13 protein-coding genes, 1 tRNA gene and 1 pseudogene are annotated in these 18,603 nt (G+C 36.7%); 1 reads left to right on the top strand and 14 read right to left on the bottom strand.

The genetic code is table 11. The features are described 5' to 3' along the window. The 14 genes and pseudogenes from CS889_RS02240 to CS889_RS02310 form a co-directional block, all read right to left on the bottom strand. Positions 1-2,028, bottom strand: coding sequence for an RNA degradosome polyphosphate kinase (locus CS889_RS02240; protein ID WP_089086716.1), 2,028 nt, complete (start codon positions 2,026-2,028; stop codon positions 1-3). A 93-nt stretch (positions 2,029-2,121) separates the two neighbouring features. Beyond that, positions 2,122-2,199: transfer RNA gene (locus CS889_RS02245), tRNA-Pro, on the bottom strand. A gap of 495 nt (positions 2,200-2,694) precedes the next feature. Further along, the gene (locus CS889_RS02255; RefSeq protein ID WP_089086717.1) at positions 2,695-3,867 is read right to left on the bottom strand and encodes a restriction endonuclease subunit S; all 1,173 of its coding nucleotides are present in this window, start codon (positions 3,865-3,867) and stop codon (positions 2,695-2,697) included. Beyond that, positions 3,860-5,503, bottom strand: coding sequence for an N-6 DNA methylase (locus CS889_RS02260; RefSeq protein WP_089086718.1), 1,644 nt, complete (start codon positions 5,501-5,503; stop codon positions 3,860-3,862). The genes CS889_RS02255 and CS889_RS02260 overlap by 8 nt, the downstream gene beginning before the upstream one ends. Then, the gene (locus tag CS889_RS02265; protein WP_089086719.1) at positions 5,496-8,639 is read right to left on the bottom strand and encodes a type I restriction endonuclease; all 3,144 of its coding nucleotides are present in this window, start codon (positions 8,637-8,639) and stop codon (positions 5,496-5,498) included. Before CS889_RS02265 ends, CS889_RS02260 begins: the two co-directional genes overlap by 8 nt. A gap of 47 nt (positions 8,640-8,686) precedes the next feature. Further along, positions 8,687-10,582, bottom strand: a complete 1,896-nt coding sequence (locus CS889_RS02270; RefSeq protein ID WP_089086720.1) for a motility associated factor glycosyltransferase family protein — start codon at positions 10,580-10,582, stop codon at positions 8,687-8,689. Positions 10,583-10,606: 24 nt separating this feature from the next. Next, positions 10,607-11,374, bottom strand: a complete 768-nt coding sequence (locus CS889_RS02275) for a TerB family tellurite resistance protein (protein WP_089086721.1) — start codon at positions 11,372-11,374, stop codon at positions 10,607-10,609. 9 nt (positions 11,375-11,383) lie between these two features. Then, complete coding sequence (locus tag CS889_RS02280) at positions 11,384-11,698, bottom strand: hypothetical protein (protein WP_001878784.1); 315 nt, start codon at positions 11,696-11,698, stop codon at positions 11,384-11,386. Position 11,699: 1 nt separating this feature from the next. Next, positions 11,700-13,187: a DUF5644 domain-containing protein gene (locus tag CS889_RS02285; protein ID WP_089086722.1), complete on the bottom strand. Its 1,488-nt coding sequence runs from the start codon at positions 13,185-13,187 to the stop codon at positions 11,700-11,702. Positions 13,188-13,198: 11 nt separating this feature from the next. Next, a complete protein-coding gene (locus CS889_RS02290; protein WP_089086723.1) occupies positions 13,199-13,687 on the bottom strand; it encodes a hypothetical protein in 489 nt (162 codons plus the stop codon). Next, a complete protein-coding gene (locus CS889_RS02295; protein ID WP_089086724.1) occupies positions 13,672-15,408 on the bottom strand; it encodes a M3 family oligoendopeptidase in 1,737 nt (578 codons plus the stop codon). The genes CS889_RS02290 and CS889_RS02295 overlap by 16 nt, the downstream gene beginning before the upstream one ends. A 96-nt stretch (positions 15,409-15,504) precedes the next feature. Further along, complete coding sequence (locus CS889_RS02300) at positions 15,505-16,755, bottom strand: cation:proton antiporter (protein WP_000431942.1); 1,251 nt, start codon at positions 16,753-16,755, stop codon at positions 15,505-15,507. A 153-nt stretch (positions 16,756-16,908) separates the two neighbouring features. Further along, a pseudogene (locus CS889_RS08415) lies at positions 16,909-17,091 on the bottom strand (hypothetical protein). Continuing rightward, the gene (locus tag CS889_RS02310) at positions 17,075-17,635 is read right to left on the bottom strand and encodes an outer membrane beta-barrel protein (protein ID WP_000595776.1); all 561 of its coding nucleotides are present in this window, start codon (positions 17,633-17,635) and stop codon (positions 17,075-17,077) included. The pseudogene CS889_RS08415 and the gene CS889_RS02310 overlap by 17 nt, the downstream one beginning before the upstream one ends. Before the next feature lie 225 nt (positions 17,636-17,860). On the opposite strand from CS889_RS02310, the gene modA reads away from it, so the two are divergent. Then, complete coding sequence (modA, locus tag CS889_RS02315; protein ID WP_089086725.1) at positions 17,861-18,601, top strand: molybdate ABC transporter substrate-binding protein; 741 nt, start codon at positions 17,861-17,863, stop codon at positions 18,599-18,601. Positions 18,602-18,603: the final 2 nt, after the last annotated feature.

Genomic DNA, 18,603 nt, shown 5'->3' on the forward strand with positions numbered 1-18,603 from the left:
TTAAAGGGTTTTAAGGGCTTGTTTTTCAAAATAATCCTGTGAATTTAAAGGATCGTTAGGGTTTGAAACTTTAGCGTAACGGCCTTTAGAATTTAACTCGTAGCGTTTTAAGGTGTCTTTTAATTGGATTTCTAAAATATGCAACAATTTATTGGCGATCTTTGGGTTTGTGGCGGGAATGAGCAATTCCACGCGCCTTTCTAAATTCCTGGGCATTAAATCCGCGCTAGAAAAATAAATATTTTCATGTTTAAAATAATAAATGCGTGCATGTTCTAAATATTTCCCCACGATAGAATACACCCTGATATTTTCGCTCAAGCCCTTGACTTGGGGCTTTAAACAGCAAATCCCTCTAATAATGAGATCAATTTTAACCCCTTTTTGAGAGGCTTGATAGAGCCATTCAATGATTTCGCTATCCACTAGGGCGTTGGCTTTTAAGATGATATAGCCTTCTTGTTTGTGGTTCATTTCGTTTTGAATGAGTTCAATGATTTTAGGCTTGATTTGTTTGGGCGCCATGAAAAGCGTTTCTAGGGCGCTATTAGTGGCACTGCTAGTCAGCAAGGAATGGAAAAGCTTGATAATGTCGTTAGCGATTTCATTTTTAGCGCTAAAAAAACTCACATCGGTATAGATTTTAGCGCTCAAAGGGTTGTAATTGCCCGTGCTTAAATGGGTGAAATGGCGTAACTGGTTGTCCGTTTTTTTAGTGATCACGAGCATTTTAGCATGCACTTTGAGTTTGAAAACGCCATAAACGACTAACGCGCCCGCCCTTTCTAAAGCTTTTGCCCAGTACAGATTGCTTTCTTCATCAAAACGCGCTTTTAATTCCACTAAAACGCTCACTTGAATCTTGCTCGCCGCTTCAATCAAGGCTTTGACAATGGGGGAATGCTTGCCCACACGATAAAGCGTCATTTTGATAGAAAGGGTGGTCGGATCATTAGCGGCTTGCTCTATTAAATCGATCACAGGCTCAAAACTTTCATAAGGGTGGAACAGCAACAGATCCTGTTTTTCTATGGATTTGAAAAGATCGTTTTCATTGAAATGAGGGTGGATTTTGGGCGTGAAATTGGGCGATTTGAGCGCTTTAAAGTCGCTATGATTGACTAATTCCCACAAATCCCCTAAATTGAGCATGATCGCGCTTTTATAGATATGCATGCCGGTGAGTTTGTGCTTTTTGTAAGAGTGGGTTTGAAAACTCCTTAAAGACGCTAAAAGGGTTTTTAAAAGCTCTTGACTCCCTTTTTGGGTTTGCAAGCGCACGATTTCGCCTTGATTCCGTTTCCTCAAACTCTTACTCATCAAATCCGCATAATCATGCGCTTCGTCTTCAGTGATGGCAATATCCGCATCGCAAGTTACCCTAAACGCCATGCAGTCTAAAATCTCATGCTCTAAAAACAATTCTTCTAAATGCACTTCTACGATTTCTTCAGCCAGTGCAAACAAGCCCTTTTCTAGCTCCACAAAACGGAAGATAAAAGAGGGGAGTTTGATGAGCGCATAGGAGGCGCTTTGGGTTTCTTTGTCTTTGATGTGGGCAAAAAGCGCGAAAGTCAGATTCGCTAAAGGCGGGAAGGTGTGCGAAGAATCCAACTTAAAAGGCAAGACTAACGCATAAAGTTGCTCTTTAAAATAGGTTTTAGCCTTAGCTTTTTGCTCTAAATTCAATTCATTATAGGGGGTGATGCAAAGCCCTTTTTTAAAGAGTAGGGCTTGGATTTTTTGAAATTCTAATTCCCTTTCTTCAATTTCATGCGCTAAATAATGCTTGATTTTTTCTAGTTGCTCTTCAGGGCTTGCGCCATCAATGCCTTTAGAGGCGATTTTATGCTCATAGAGTTGTTTAAGCCCCGCCACTCTTATCATGTAAAATTCGTCTAAATTCGTGTCATAAATGGCTAAAAATTTCAAGCGCTCTAATAAAGGCAAGCTCTCATCTTTGGCTTCGTTCAAAACCCTTGTGTTAAAAGCTAACCATGAAAGCTCTCGGTTAAAGAAACGATTCAATAAAAATCCTTTAAATCATCATGTTTAAAAATCAGTTTGTTTGGTGTGATTATATAATGAAATGATAATCATTGAAGCTTTTTTAAAAAGTCATGGTCGGAGTAGCGGGATTCAAACCCACGACCTCACCCACCCCAAGGGTGCGCGCTAATCAGGCTGCGCCATACTCCGCAATCAAAAAGGGGTATTTTAATATAAGTTTTCTTAGTTATTGTTTAAAAACTCTTTTTTGTAAAACTTCATTTTTTGAATAAAACTTCATTTAACCCTAAAAGATCGCTTAAAATTTTTTCAGCGTTTTTTGGGTTGATTTATTCTATAATAAACGAACGCAAGTAATAATTTCTTGATTTTCTCTTTGGTTGCGGTATTTGGAGTATGTTAGGGTTGGGGGTAACAGTGGGCGGTTACCTCGAAAGGAGATAACCTAACATGAAATTACTATTAGTAATCATAGTTTTAATGGTGTCCGCAACGCCATTATACTAAAATTTTGGCTCTGGCGCAAGAGTGCTAGGGTCAAATCTATGGTTACTAGCGGATTTGACTCAAACTTTTAATTTTTGAAACTTCTTTTTCTTTAAAAAATTTCTTTTGATGACAAAACTTCTCTTTCTTGTAACTAAAGGGTTTTTACCCCTTAAAAAAGTTTTGTTCTAAAATTTTTTATTTTGGTTTGACTTGTTGTTTTAAGAGTAGGGGGAGTAGAAAGTCTCTGAGCGCGGTTAGGGTTTGGGTTGTTTGCATGTTGTTCTCAATCATTTTTAATACATTGTTCCATTTGGTATAGATTTTTAAATTTGGTAATACGATTTTAATATTTTCAATATCTGATTTTGTAATAAATTTAATAATAGAGCCACGAGATTGTAATTTTAAGTAATTTGTATATGATTTTACAAATAGATATATTAAAACATAATGATTTGGATTATTTGGATTTACAACATATGTTCTTTGATAGGCATCAAATTTCCCATCATAGTGTGTAACATAAAAATTTCCATTCCCAGAAATAATAATATGTTTTCCTTCAAATTGATATGTTTCGCATTTTAAAGGATTATTTGAGCAAGTAAAAAATGGATATTTTCCTTGATTAGATGAGTGATTAGCGTTTTTGTTTCCTACTTTTAATTGGGTTAATTCCCCTAGCGTTTTGACTTCAAAATCGTTAGGGATAAGGCGGTTTAATTCTTTAGAAAATTTCATTTTCCCGCCGCTAGTTTGATAGGGTTTGTTGTTTTCATCTAAAAAATCAAAACGGACGAAGTATTGCTCATAAAGAAGCTCTAGGATTTTATGTAAAAGCTCATTGATTTTATGGTTGTTTTCTATTTTTTGATCTAAAATAGAAAGCGTGCGGGCGATTTTTTGTTGTTCGTAATAAGTGGGGGGTATCTTAACTTGGAATAGACCTAAAGCTGGCTTTGAAATACCTTTAAAAGTAGTGCCAACTCCCATGTTAGAGATGTTATCCTTATGGTATTTGAGTAAGTAGTATAAAAATTCAAAATAGATTTTTTTATTAGGGACTAGCCCCATAAGACCTCTATCTGTGCAACTTCTTTTAGAAATAATAGCGGTATAACCTATGGGAGCTCTTACGGAAAATAAAATAGCATGTTTAGGTAATAAGAAAGTAGAGCATGATTTAAATCCCAAGCGTGAAATGCTGCGGCTGCCTTTTTTAATGTAGCGCCCTTGTAAAGTGGATAAATCTTTAGCTGTTATCCAACGAATTTTGTTTCCATAATTTTTAGGGTTATTGGTAGGTGGGGTAGAGCCTCCAAATATTTTTACTAAATCTTTTAAACAAAATGTTTGCCACTCACTCAAACCTAACCCCTTTTAAAGTTTCTAAAATCTCTTGTTGCAAGTTTTGGCTTTCATTAAAAAGGCTCGCTAGTTCGCTTGAATACTGTTGCATCAAGTTTTCAAACTCTTCTTGGCTGATTGTTTCGCTCGTGTCTTCTATAGTGAAATACTGCCCGGGGTTTAGAGAATAATTTTTTTCTGTAATTTCATCAAAAGAAACCAGAGCGCAAAAATCCGATTTTTGGGTTTTATTTTGAAAGGTTTCTAAAATCAAATCCATATCGCTTGGTCTTAAGCGCGTTTTTTTGTTTTTGTTTTCGGTGTATTCTTCGCCGAGTTTGGAAGCGTCAATCAAAATCACTTCCTTTGCGCTTGGCGTTTTTTGAAAAAAGATGATGCTCACGTTAGTGCTGGTGTTGGCAAAAACCTGACTGGGCATGCAAATCACCCCATAAACGAGCCTTTCATCCACTAAATGCCGGACAATCTTATTTTCTACCCCGCTTTTAGCGCTGATGAATCCGGTTGGCACGATTATAGCCCCCTTACCTTTATGGCTAAGCATGTTCAGGCAATGCTGGAAAAAGAGCGTGTAAATGGGCATTTTTTTGGGCTTTTTGCTTTTATCGTTTTTAGGGATATTAGGCACGCCTAAGAAAAAATCGTTTTTGTTTTGTGAAATCTCGGCATGCTCGTTGGAAAAATCCAGCTTGAAAGGGGGGTTACTCACGATGAAATCCATTTTCCCATGACATTCTTTAGAATGGTAGGGGTTAATCAAGGTGTTTCCCTCAATGGCGTATCTTAAAGAGTGGGTCAAGTCGTTTAAAATCAGGTTGAGTTTGAGCATTTTTAAGGATTTTTGCGAAATGTCTTGGGCATAAAGGGTGCAAGAATCGGTGCCTATTTGGTGGGCTAGCGCCATTAAAAGCGTGCCTGTGCCGGCGCTTGGATCATAGATTTTGACGCTTTGAGTGGGTTTAATCACTAAAAGCTTAGCGATGATGCTAGCGATGCTTAAAGGGGTGTAGTATTCGGCGTATGTCCCTCTGCTGTTATTATTGTAATCTTTGATTAAGTATTCAAAAATGGGGGCGAAAAAGTCATAGCCTTGTTGGTTTTGTAGGTTTAAAAAAGCTTGTTTGAAATTAAAATTTTTGAGTTTGTCTAATAAAGCTCTTGTAAAATTAGCCCTTTTAGACTCTTCATTAATGTATTGTGAGACGCTTTCAAATAAGGCGATAGTGGTTTTATCCGTGCTTTTGGTGTTAAAAAGCTCGGCATTATTGCTAGAAATGCGATTAAAAATAGCATCTAGCTTTAGGTGTAAATCGTTATCGTTAAAATGTTTTTCAAAAAGATAGCTTAAAAGCTCATCATAAGCGAGTTTAGGGAGTTTGTTATCGTCTAATTTAAGGAAAAAATCTTCTTTTTCTTCCTCGTTAAAGTCTTTGTAATCTCGTATCGTTTTATTGGGGAATTTTGATTCAAAAAAGAATTCAAACTTATCGCATAAGAATTTATACAAAAAGCATTGCGTGATGATCTTGTATCCGTTGCCGTCATTCCCTAAACCAAAACTCGTGCAAATGACTTTTAAATCATCAATGAGGCTTAGGGTGTCTTGTTTGATTTGTAATAAAGCGTTATTAGGCATTCAAATTTCCTTGATGGTGGTTTTGCGTGAGTTCGTTAAAAAGGGTTTGAGAGATAAATTTTTCTTCTTTTTGTAAATCTTTTAAGGAGGGGTTTTCTTTGAAAGCGTCCCTTAATTCTACTTTTATGGCAGTTTTTAGAGTGGTTTCTTCGTTTAAGATTTCTTGACGCTTAAAAATACGCGCATCAAGAGCTTTTTTGAGCACGCTTAAAAGCGTGAAAATTCCCTTAGAAATGTTTTCTTCCATGAGGCGATTGTGAAGTCGCTTATGCGTGATCACATAAGCTCGATCATTATTGTATTTGTTTAATAGGTTGGCGGTTTGCTCCTTATGTTGTTGGAGTTGTGAAATGATCACGCTATAAGAATGAGAAATTCCATCAAAATTATCATTGGTTAGGGGTTCTTGGATCAGTTTTGAAAGATCTTTAGAAATCTTTTGAACTTCTTTATCTTGTTTGTCCGGGATTTTTTCTAACATCTCTTTAGCTTGCTTGTATTTAGCGCTAATCTCTTCTTTTTCTTTGAAGCGTAATTCTTTTCTTTCCTTAAACTCTATTTTAAAGTCTAAAAGAGCGATGAGGTCTTCTAAAACGATTAAATCGTTTGGGTTTTTAGGCTCATTGATATTTTTTAACGCATGGAGTTGTTTGGCTTTTTTACTGAGCATTGAAGAGATTTTGCTGATCTTTTCAATATCAATTTTTTCTTTTAAGGAAAGGATTTTTTCATCGCTAGAAGTGCGGATTAAATTGTAGCGCTCTTTGAGCGTGTTAATGGCGTGTGAGACTTTTAAAAGCTCGTTCATTTCGCTGATACCAACAATGGCGCTAGTCATGTCCTCTACATCATCAATGGGGTAATTAAAAAGATCATCATAGGCGTTTTTAATGTCTTTTTCTAAAATATTGCGATCCGCAAACATGTCTTTGAGATTATCTTTGATATTAGAATCGCCTTGATTGAATTGGTTTAACTCTTTCAAATAATCATCAGTCGTTTTGTCGTAATTTTCTTTAATCCCTACAAAATCTATAAGGTAGCCAAAAGACATGTTGTTATAGGGGCGATTCACTCTGGCTAGGGCTTGGAGCAAATTGTGATCTTTTAATTCTCTGTGGATATAAAGGCGTTTGAGATTGGGTAAATCAAAGCCGGTTAAAAGCATGTTAAACACAAAGACTATATCCGTATCTTCATGTTTGAAAGAACAAATCTTTTCTTTGACTTCTTGTTCGTCATGTAAAATCAGGCTGGATTGGAGTTTTTTTAAAATTCTTAGGTTAGGGTTTTCTTGTAAGACTCTTTCTTGGACTTCATGAAAAAGCCAATTAGCTAACTTGGCTTGAACGCTTGAAAAACAAACCACCATAGCCTTTAAATTTTCATTATTATTTGCACGCCTGAAATTCAATAAATCTCTGATGATATAAGAGAGCATTTCTTTAATGTATCTTTCATGATTAAAAATCGTTTCTTTTTTAACCTCTATGTCTTCAATAGTGATACTTTCTTGTAAAAGGCGATAGATTGCTTGTAATTTTTCTTTATAACTCTTTTCAATGATTTCTAATTGGAGTTTTAGGGTGTGTCTGTCTTTAATGGATTCTGCATAAGAATAGGTGTGCAAGTAGTTGCCAAAAGTTTTTTTAGTGGCTTTATCTTGTGCGTTGTCTTCTAATAGGGGCGTGCCTGTGAGGGCGATTTTTACCGCTGTCTTGTCGCATTCTATCAAATTAGCGTAAAAGCAACCTTTAGGGTCATAGCTCCTGTGGGCTTCATCTATGATAAACACCCTTTGTAAATCGTGGCTATCTTTTGTTGCTTCTTGTAATTCTGTTTTAGAAATAATTTCTTTAGGAGTGCTAGAATGGTCTTCATTGGGGGCTTTTTCTTCATTAGGGGCTTTGAATTTTTGGATATTCACAACGATGATTTCATCATTCCCTTGAGGGCCTTCAAACACTCTAGAGTTTTTTAATTTTTGGCTCAAATCCTCTTTATTTTCTGCCTCATGCACACAAAGGCCTCTTTTTGAAAACTCGTTTTTGGCTTGCTCCAATAAATCCAACCTGTCCACAATAAAATAAAATTTAGTCTTTTTGTTTAGGTTGGATCGGCTAAAAAAGTCTCTGATGAGTTTGGTTAAATGGTAGGTTAAGGCGGTTTTACCGCTGCCTTGCGTGTGCCAAATGATGCCTTTTAGGGGGTCTTTTGGGTTCGTTTCATAATGCTTTTGCAATTCTTTTAAAACGTTCAAGCTCGCAAACATCTGTGCGTAACGCCAAACGTGTTTTTTAAACTCTGATTTTTCTTTTAAGAAGCTAATGCCGTATTTTAGGATAAAGCAAAGCCGTTTGTGAGAGCAAAACGAAGTTAAAAAGGGGTTTGTGGGGGTTTCTTTGGGGGTTTCTTGGGTGTCGGTGTCTTTAAGGTTAAATTCTTTTAAGACGCGTTTTTGAATTTCTTCAAGCGATCTGTGGTTTTGATGGTTTTGATAATTTTGTTCATTTTCGGGGGGGGGGGTAATATCTAGCTTATTGGCTTCAACAAAGCGCTGGAAAATGGGCGAATAAGAAGCGCTATAAAACACGCCTTGATTGGGGTTATTTTCATCATAGGGCAAGTTATCGCTAAAAAGCCAGATTTGCGCGAGATTATAAAAAACTTTGTTTTCGGGGTTTTCGTAGCGTTGGATATGGCGATCTCTTTCTTCTTTAATGCCTTTTTTGGCGTAAGGCTGCTTAACTTCTATATTCACCAAAGGCAAGCCGTTAATGAAAAGGGTGATGTCAGTTCTTAGGGATTTATAGGTTAATTCAGCCATCATTTCATAAAGATTGTTGTTAGGGTTATCAAAGTCTATGATTTGATGCTCGCTTTTGAGTAAGTATTCATAAAAGCTTTTGCCTAAATCATCGTAATTCAAGCGTTTTTTCATTTCAGCAAGCGCATCTTTTGCGTTTTTAGTGGGGTTAGGGTTTAATCGCTCAAACGCTTGAGTGAAACTATCGGTTAAAATATTGGTGGCGGTGTCTAGGTTAGGCTTATTTTTTTGAGAAATAAAGTTATAGCCCAGCTTAGCTAAATGCATTAATGCAGGGACTTGAACCCTTGTGATTTCATTGTATGGCATGCACACCCCTTTGATTTAAGGTTGTTATTATAGTGTAAAAATAAAAATCATGGTTGTTTGAGTTGCCTTTGCAATAACAAACAAGCTTTTTTAAGGAATTGTTTTAAGGTGTTTTGAGAGTGGTTGATAAAATTTGTAAGCTCATTTTCTTTAAGATGCAATGAAACGATTAAAACGCTTTGTAAGATATGAGCCACACTCCCTTCAAATAAAATACCTATAGTGGGGGTTTTAGCGCTGGCTGTTTGGCAAAACCCGTTCAAATTATCCACCCATTCAAATATTTCTTGCTTGGTTTTACAAGGCGTGTTTAAATATTTTAAAAAATCCTCTTTAAAACTCATCAGATTTTTTTGTAAATTGTTTAAATCACTAGCATGGTTATTGGGAGGATTAAACATGCTTTTAATGCGGGCGGTAGCGTCTTGTTTGTTGGTTTGTTTCAATTTCACTTGAGAGTAATTGAGGCTAACAGCATGCTTGATTTTCGCCCCATAGCTTAAATTATAGACTTTTTTAGGTTGGTAATAATGAAGGGCTTCTTCAATCCTTTCTTTAGAGAGCAAAAAGAGCGAGTCGCTAAAAGTTTCATAGCCTTTAAAATTGCCCTCTATGCTGATTAAAGATGAGGTGTCAATCTCTTTTTCATCTCCATAATAGGAATTTTTAGCGTGCTTTTTAAACCCTTTAATATAAGCGCAATCTAAAGCGCACAAATAGATTTCATCGCTCATCAAACCCGCTAAAGCCACCCCGGCATTGCCCACAAAAGGCGCTGCGTATTCTATACTTAAAGGGCTTATATACGCGCAAGCACTCCCTCCACGCATAAACATCAACGCTTCTTTGGCTAAATTAAAAGCGTTAGGATTGAGCATGTTAGCCCCCATTAAGGGGGTGTCTTCTAGGGGGGCGTTTTCTAAAACTTCCTTAAGATAGTCTATGCGCTCCACTTCTATTTGAAAATCCACTTTAACGCCATGCGCTTTTAAAGGCTTTAAGGCGGTTCCGCATGAAAAAATGATGAAATGATCTTCATTTTCTTTTAAAAAATCTAACAATAAATCCAGGCTTGGCCCATTGCCCACCACGCAAATGGGGGCGTTGATCTTTTTGGGTTTGGTTTTTAGGGTTTGGTATAGGGGTAAGTTTTTAATCGTGTTCTTTAACCCTAGCAATTCGTCTTCAAAACTCCCCCAACCCCTTAAGGCTTGTTTGTAATAGCTTTGAATGTTTTCTCGCATGCGCATATTGAAAGCGCTTTTATAGGGCATGATTTCTAGTTTTAAAAAAGAATGCGTAACAGGGCGTTTCAAAAAATCCATTTTCAATTCATTAGGGTTAAAAAACCCTTGAATAAAGAGTTTGGCCCCTTTTTTAATCAAATCTTCATAACGTGCAAAATAGCAACTGATTTTAAACAAATCTAAATTTTCTTCAAACAAATAAAGCGAATGGAAGCGGTAATTTTGAGCCTGTAAAATAGCCAAAAACAAGCCGTCTAAAACGCCATAAATCATGGTAGGGGGTAAGAATTTCTTTAAAGAGCAAGGCGTTTGATAATTGTCTAAAAAGTTTGAGATCGCATGCGTGGCTTTAAGGGTTAGGGGGAGTTTGTGGTTGTTTTGAGATCTTAAATAATGTAAAGAGAGGTGGTTATTGTCTAATGACCATCTAGGATTATTCAAGGGGTTAGAAGCCATGCTGAAAGCGGTTTCTATCATTTGATGTTTAGGGTAGCTTAAAGCGTTCGTGGGCGTGTGTAAGAGATTAAGATGGTTTTTTTCAAAAAGCAATTGGTAATTTTTAAAAGGCGTATTGAGGGCGTTAAACAGATTGGGGTGATAGGATTTGAAAAAAACTAAATTATCCCTAAAACGCTTTGAAATTTCTTTTTCTAAATAGGGCACATCAAAAGATTCTAGGGCTTTTAAAAAGGGCATGTAATGGCCTTTTTCATCACACCTCTATGAGTCTTTTAAATCATTTTCTAAAAGTTGGGAAGCGAGGGCGATTTTTTTCAACGAGATAAAATCTTGTTCGCTGTAGCGTTTGTTGTCGTTCATTTTATGGTAATAGGGGGCGCTTAAATCCAAAGCTTTTTTTTCTAAATCTTGCTTGGTGGTGGTAGTTTGGATTTCAAAAAGATTTTTTGCTTCTTCTAAAGACATAGGGATTTCTATTGCATTGAAGCGTTCAAAATTATCATAAAGCTCGTTAAAATCCTGATTGTCTATCTGCAAAAACGCCCCCACATCTAAAAACAATTCTTTTTCCTTGCTATCTAGTATCCCATCAGCATAGGCTAATAACATAAGAAATTCCACTAATTTCAGGCGTTTGGTGTATTCCCCATGCGTGTGATCGGCGATTTCTTGGCATAAGGATTCAAAATTTTCTTTTTTATCCACAGGCTCATTGAGAAGCTCTTTAGCTAAATCTCGTTGTTCGCTGTTTAAGGGTTGCTCTAATTCATGGATAAAAAGCGTCCTTAAGGCGTTATCCAAAGCGTTTTTTTGAATGTCTAAACATTTTAAAAGACGCATATACGCGCCCATTTGGGTTTGCTTGAATTTGTCTAGGGGGCTAGATTGTGCTAACAAATAGGGGTCATTTTTCAAGTCGTATTCTTCGGTTTTGGTTTTAGGGTTTAGGGGATTTTTCAAGTATTCTTTGAGGGTGTTGTAAAAATAAAACAACACAACCGCTGCGATAATCAATAAAATGATTTCCATTTTTTTCCTTTATGAGTATTTTTTCATTTGTTCTTTAAGATCTTGTTTTTGCCTGCTCTCTCGCTCTTTTTTGGCTTGATAAAGGCGCATTTGCTCTTCTTTTTGCTTGTCTTGTAAGATCATTTTCCTCTCATGGTTTTTTTTAAGCCGTTCTATGTATTCTTCTCGTTTTTCTGGGTCTTGGAAACTCACAGGGCGGATAAAAAAGACAAACAAAATCAACACAAAAATCCCTATGGCGACAACCTCAGAGCCTTCGCCATTGAAAGCATACCAAAGCCCTCCCATGAAAGAAGCAAAAGCGAGTTTTAAAAAAGCGTTCATTTTAAATGAAAGTAACTTTATGATAATGCGTATCAAGCCCTAGAGCTTGCTTATCTTTTTCCCCCATAGCCATCAGCGCGATTTGAGGCAGTAATAAAGTGGGGGTGTTGTCATTATCTCTTTTATAAATTTTTGAAGCTTTTAAGCTTAAATTTTCAAAAGCGTGAAAAAGCCCTAAAGAATGCGCGATTAAAAAATCTGCCCCCAAATCAATCCCCAAATAGCGTAAATGCGCACACTGGAGCAAGCCATTTGTCTCATTGACTTCTAAAAGGGGGGCGTAATTTTGAAAAGACTCTAAAAAATTAGGGCTTTTTAAGTGGATTTTATGGAAAAAATGATCGCTTCGTTTAATACGAGAAAATTCAGCCCCTAAAAATTGATCAAACGGGCTTTTCAATTCCCATGCCAAAAATTCATTAACCCACTCATTGAGGTAGGCTATCTCAATATCTTTTTCATAAACGAGTTGGTATTTTTTCAATTTTTCATTGACAGAGTCGATGATTTCAGGGTTGTTGTCTAAAACTTCTTTAGCATGCAAGATATTCAAATACGCATCTTCTTCGCAAAAAATGAGCGAAACGCCATTAGCTTTGGCTAGAGCCAGATTATACGCACAAACCGTGAGAAAATCATGCGTGCTGATGATCTTCCCATAATAGCCCCCATCATAACAAAAAGGCAGATCAATGACTTTTTGCCCCATTTTTTCTAAATAGAACTTAGCACTTTTGAGAAGCGCTTGGGCGTTTAAATGCTTCGCATAAGCGTTAAAGAGCGCACAAGTTTTAGGGGGGTTGGGCGTTTTTGGGGGGTTAGAATGGTATTGAAAAAGGCTTAAAAGGTTTTTAGAAAAATCTTTCCATGGCTTGATTTTGGAGTTAGTGAGCATTTCTTGCAATTCATAGATTTCATGGTCAATATTATCATCGTTTTTATAGAGATAATGCGCCACGCTTAAAAAATTCATCACACCGCTTTCAGGCTGAGAAATCATCTCTAACAACCGATCCCGCTCTGTGGGGTAGCGCTTCATCAGCCATTTAACATACAAGAAAAAGCCATCGCCCAGATATTTAGGGTTGGTTTGGGGGTTGATAAAATTGATTTGGATAAACTTTTCTAATTCTTCTTTTTCGCCTTTGGTGATATAGGGGACTTGTTTGAAAAAGTCTTCATAATTTTTTAAAACTTCCTTTTCATCAATCATTAAATCTTTTAAAGCGTATCGTTTGGATAGGGGATCTAACACCCATTCTTTAGAAAAAAACGCCACCAAATCGCTTATTTTAGCGTCTTCAAACACCGCAATTTGGTTGATTTTAAGCGCGATGTTTTCATTATAGCTCACGCCTTTGAGTTGCTTTAAAAGATCCAAAAGGTATTGATCTTCTTGGTATTCTAAAAAATAAGACTCATAAGCTGGATTGTAATCTTTATTGGTTTCAAAACGAAAGACTTTTACATGCAATTTCAAAACGCTCATTAATCAATCCTTTAGCTTTTGTGTAGATTTTCTAAAATCGCGCGGTTTTTGGAATTGGAAAAAAGAGCCTCTTTAGAATCCAACCATTCTTTAGACTCTCGTTCGTCTTTCTTTGGCTCTTGCATGAGCGGCTCTTCTTTTTGGAACAATTCAAGCGAATCGCAACGATTGAATAAAACGATATTTTCATTTTTTTCTTTGATAAGGATTTGAATGATGCCAGGAAGTTCCACTTGAACCACGCTACCAATATTGTTAGGGCCAAACCCGGCCTCAAACTGCACGCTTTGCGCGTCAATCATTAAACTCTCTAAGGTGTATCCGGCTAAAACAAACAGCACTAACGCGCCGAATTTTTCATGGATTTCTTTAGGGAGCTTGGGGGAAAAATCAATCGCATCCCTTTCGCACAAAAGGTTGAAACTCAAATGGTTTTTTGACAGAAATTGCAAGTATTCAATGCAATGCTTGTTGTTTAAAAGCCTTAATTCTCTTCGCATGCGAGCAACCTTTCAAATTCTTCTAATAAATGACGCACCTCTTGCATGCCAATTTCCCAAAATTCCTTGCTATCAATGTCAAAGCCAAACATGGACACTAATTCTTTAGGGCTTTTTGACCCTCCTAAGCTCAAAAATTCCGTGTAAGTTTTAACAAATTCTTTAGCGTCGCTTTTTTTATAAAGCCCATAAAGCGCTAAAGTCAAAAGCTGTCCGTAACTATAAGCGTAGCAATAAAAAGGCGAATGGATAAAATGGGGGATATAGCTCCACCATAAATGGTAGTTTTTAGTGAGTTTCACGCTTTTTTCAAACATTCTTTGATTTTCTTCAAACCAGATTCGATCAAAATCTTTGGTGTCTAATTCTTCATCCATTTCGTGGATTCTTCTTTCAAAATTAGTCATCACCACTTGCCTAAAAAGCGTAGAAAAAATATCCTCTAACTTGCCGGCCAGCATGAAAAGAAGCTCATCAGATTTCAAACCCTTTTTCAAATGCTCAAAAAACAGCATTTCAGAAAAGACAGAAGCGGTTTCTGCGGTGGTTAAGGGCGTATCCATGTTCAATACGCCTTGTTTTTTGGATAATTCTTGGTGGATCATATGCCCAAATTCATGGGCGATAGTGAAAGCGTCTCGGCGATTCCCTGTGTAGTTTAACAGCACATAGGGGTGAGCGCTAGGCACCGTGCCATGGCTAAAAGCCCCACCTTGCTTAAAGTCTTTGGGGTGTGAATCCACCCACCCTTCTTTGATCGCTTTAGAAGCGATTTTGTGAAATTCAGGGCTAAAGGCTTTAAGGGTTTTAAGCACTTCTTCTAGAGCTTGAGAGTAAGTCATAGTGATGCTCTCATTGTTTAAAGGGGCGTAGCGATCGTAATCTTTGAGTTTATGCCCTAAAATTTGCGCTTTTTTATGATAGTAACGATGCACTAAGGAAAAGTTAGCGTTCACGATTTCTATCATGCTATCCACGCTCTCTTGCGAGATTTGGTTGTCAATGTGGCGGAAACTCTCTTTTTTGTCGTATTTTCTCAGTTTGGTTTCAATGAGCAAATCCTTACGCACCATGTTTAAAATGTAAGTGAGTAAAGGGCGGGATTTTTCTAACGCTTTGCTGAAAGCTTTTTGAGATTTTTTACGGATCTTGCGTTTGGGGTTGTGCAAGAGGGCTAAAATTTCTTCTTCGCTTAAAGTTTTTTCTTCAAAAGGGATTTTTAAAGAAGAAAAATGTTCATCAAAAAGACGGCTAAACGCGCCCACTCCCACAGGTGAAAGGGCTAGGGCGATCTTTTCTTCATCTAAATTCAAGGTGTGCTTTTTCTTTTCTATGAGATTGTTTAGATAAAAAGCATGATCTTTGCATTTTTTAATGAAAGCGAGTTGTTTTTTGGCGTCCAAATTCTTAAATTCAATTTCAAAGAATAAAAGGTGTTGTTGGATATTCGCGCAAGCCATTTCGCATTGCGAATAAAACTTCGCTTCTTTGGTGTTCTTGGCAAAGAGTAATTGAGCGTAAGTCATCGCTCTAGAAATTTTTTCTAACAAATTTTCGTAATGTTTAAGAGCGTCGGCAAATCCTGTGGCGTCTAAATCCTTAAGGTTATTTTGATAAGCGCTCTCAAATTCTTGTGCTTCTGTTTGTAAGGTTTTTAAAAATTCTTCTGCGCTTTCTTTATTTTCAAATAAAGCGCTTAAATCCCATTCTTGCTCTTTCATAAAAGCCCCCTTTATTTAATAGTTTGAGTTCAATACGCTTGTATTTTAACATAACACTGACAATACAAGCAAACTTATCATTTGGTTTTTGCGCCATTATTTTTTAGCCGGCTCATTTTCTTGGCTCTTTTGGTGCAAAATAAATTGAGCGATAGATTCCAGGTATTTTAAAATAAAAGGGGTTGCTAACATGGAAAAGACGACCATAAGGATAAGGAGTTGATGGATGTCATTTTGAGCGATATTTAAGATATTCTTTTGGTGCAAAAAACCAAGAATCCCTTTTTTTTCTTGTAAATTAAAGAGCTGGTGCGAGCCTGAATTTAAAAAGATAACAAAGGAAAACTCCCCGATTTGTGCTAAAGAAAGGGCGGTTTTTATGGCGGTTTTAGCGTCTCTAAAAAAACGCAAAAGCGCATAAATGATAAAAGTCTTAAAACTCATCACTAAAATGAGTAAAAAGATGACGACAAAGAATTTCTCCATGAAGAAACTCACATTAATTTGCATCCCTATCGTAATGAAAAAAAGGGCCAAAAAGAGGTTTTTTAATTGCGCGAATTCTTCTTGGACATTGATTTTATAGCGCGATTTAGAAATCGCCATGCCCACAATGAACGCCCCCAAAGACATAGAAAACCCAAAAAAATGGCTCAACCCCGCCGCGCTGCAAACAATCACTAAAATCGTGCCTATAAAAATTTCAGGCAAGCGCGTGTCTTTCGCTTGCTCTAAGATGAGATTAGCCCCTTTTTTTCCAGGCAACAATAAAAGAACTAGAATAATCCCTGCTGAAATAAGGGTTTTAAGAATGAGCAAATTGACATGAGAATCCTTACTGCCTAGAATGGTCAAAATTAAAAGCATGGGAATGGCTGCAATATCTTGGAAAATCAAAATCCCCACCGCGCTCTTTCCCATAGGCGTGCTAAGCTGTTTGGAATCTTCAAAGAATTTCAACACAATGGCGGTTGAAGAGAGCGAAAGCCCCATGCCTAAAACAAGGGAAAAAATGGGCGAAAGACCCAGAACAAAATACCCCACTAAAAAAGCGATTAAAGCGCACAAAATGACTTGTAAAAGCCCAAAAACCAGCACTTCTTGTTTGATGGACTTGAGCTTGTCAAAATTAAACTCAATGCCTATCATAAACATTAAAAAGACGATACCAAATTCACCAATATCAGACAACAAATTAAAATCATTAATTTTAAAAAAAGCCGCTAAGACCGTTCCTGTGCAAATGTAACCAATAATAACGGGCATGTCTAATTTCTTTAAAAAGATTCCAAAGCCTACAGCAAGCCATAAGCCGGCAATAACAATATAAAGCGTGCTATTTTCCATAAAAACCTTTCCCCAGTAGGATCGATTCGCTCTAAAGAAATAAAAGCGAGACCATCCTCTTAAAATTAATCCATTAAACAACACTATTAAATTAAATAATATCTATCAAATATGTATAAGTAATTTATTATTTAAATCTTACTAAATCCGCTTTCAAACGCCAACACCAAACACCCTATTGAGTAAAATAAAAATTGAAACGCCAAGATTATACTGCACTAAAACAAACTTTCTATTTATGAAAAAGATTTTTTAACCCCAACCTTTTAAGAGTCGGCTAGGGTTTGATTTGATGAGAAAGAGCGAATGAAAGAATAAATTAGAAAGTGAAGACATAATCCACATACCAAGAATAGTAGCGGATAAGCCCTACATCTTTGCTGCCCTGATTAACCATAGGGAATTTCACGCCCGCTTCAAACGCACTGCGATCCCCAACGCGCATTCTTCCGCCTAAATTCCATAAGAACTGGAATCTGGTTTGATTGACATCATAAGGGAACATCCAAGTGTTTCCGGCTAATTGAACGCCACCAATGAGACCTAGAGCGAATTTATCCAAAGGAATGAGATTGACGATCAAATCGCCACCGCCACCATAGGTGAGCAAATTGGTTTTGGTGTGTTCAGTCCCTGAAGTGTTAAACCAATCTAAAAAGCCATACACCCTAGCCCCAAACCATTTATTGGCAAAGCCTACAAAACCTAATTTGAAATTCAAACCATAAAGGTCATTGCCATGACGCCAATCAGAGTAATTGCTGTTATAAGGACCATAACGACCTTGTTGATAACCCGCACCCATGAAAAACCCATTCACTTCGCCAGCTAACGCTAAACTCGCACTCAAGCTTAAAATACAAGCAATTCTTTTAATCATAATAAATCCTTCTTGTTGAATTAAAGTTACACCCTAAGATCGGTTATTTTTCTAAAAGATTTAATTTTTTATCAAAGATGAGGGTTTTAGAGTGAAAATCTTGGTTAAATACTGATAAGTGGGATACGCCCACCAACAAACCGTCTCAAACTTTTAAGATACAAATTTTTAAGATACAAATAGGTATAATCAATAACTTTAATCATTTAAATAAAAGGGAGTTTTATGAAAAATGCTTTCAAAGCGTTTGCCTTGTTAATCGTATTTTTCTCAAACGCTCTATTAGCGCAGGATTTAAAAATCGCTGCTGCTGCTAATCTCACGCGCGCTTTAAAAGCCCTTGTTAAAGAATTTCAAAAAGAACACCCCAAAGACGCTGTTAAGATTAGCTTTAATTCTTCAGGCAAACTCTACGCTCAAATCGCTCAAAACGCCCCTTTTGATTTATTCATTTCAGCGGATATGACTAGACCTAAAAAGCTTTATGATGAAAAAATAACCCCTTTTAAAGAAGAAGTCTATGCTAAAGGCGTGTTGGTTTTATGGAGTGAAAATCTAAAAATGGATTCTTTAGAAATTCTTAAAGACCCTAAAATTAAATATATCGCTATGGCTAATCCTAAACTAGCCCCTTATGGAAAAGCCAGCATGGAAGTCTTAGATCGTTTAAAACTCACTCCCAGTCTTAAATCTAAAATCATTTATGGCGCTTCTATTTCTCAAGCCCATCAATTCGTCGCTACTAAAAACGCTCAAATAGGCTTTGGAGCGTTATCCTTGATGGATAAAAAAGATAAAAACCTCTCTTATTTCATCATTGATAAAGCCCTTTATAACCCTATTGAACAAGCCTTGATCATCACTAAAAATGGGGCTAATAACCCTTTAGCCAAAGTTTTTAAAGATTTTTTATTCAGCCCTAAAGCTAGAGCTATCTTTAAAGAATACGGCTATATCATGGATTGAAA

The sequence above is a fragment of the Helicobacter pylori genome, from assembly GCF_900120335.1.
Taxonomy (GTDB): domain Bacteria; phylum Campylobacterota; class Campylobacteria; order Campylobacterales; family Helicobacteraceae; genus Helicobacter; species Helicobacter pylori_BU.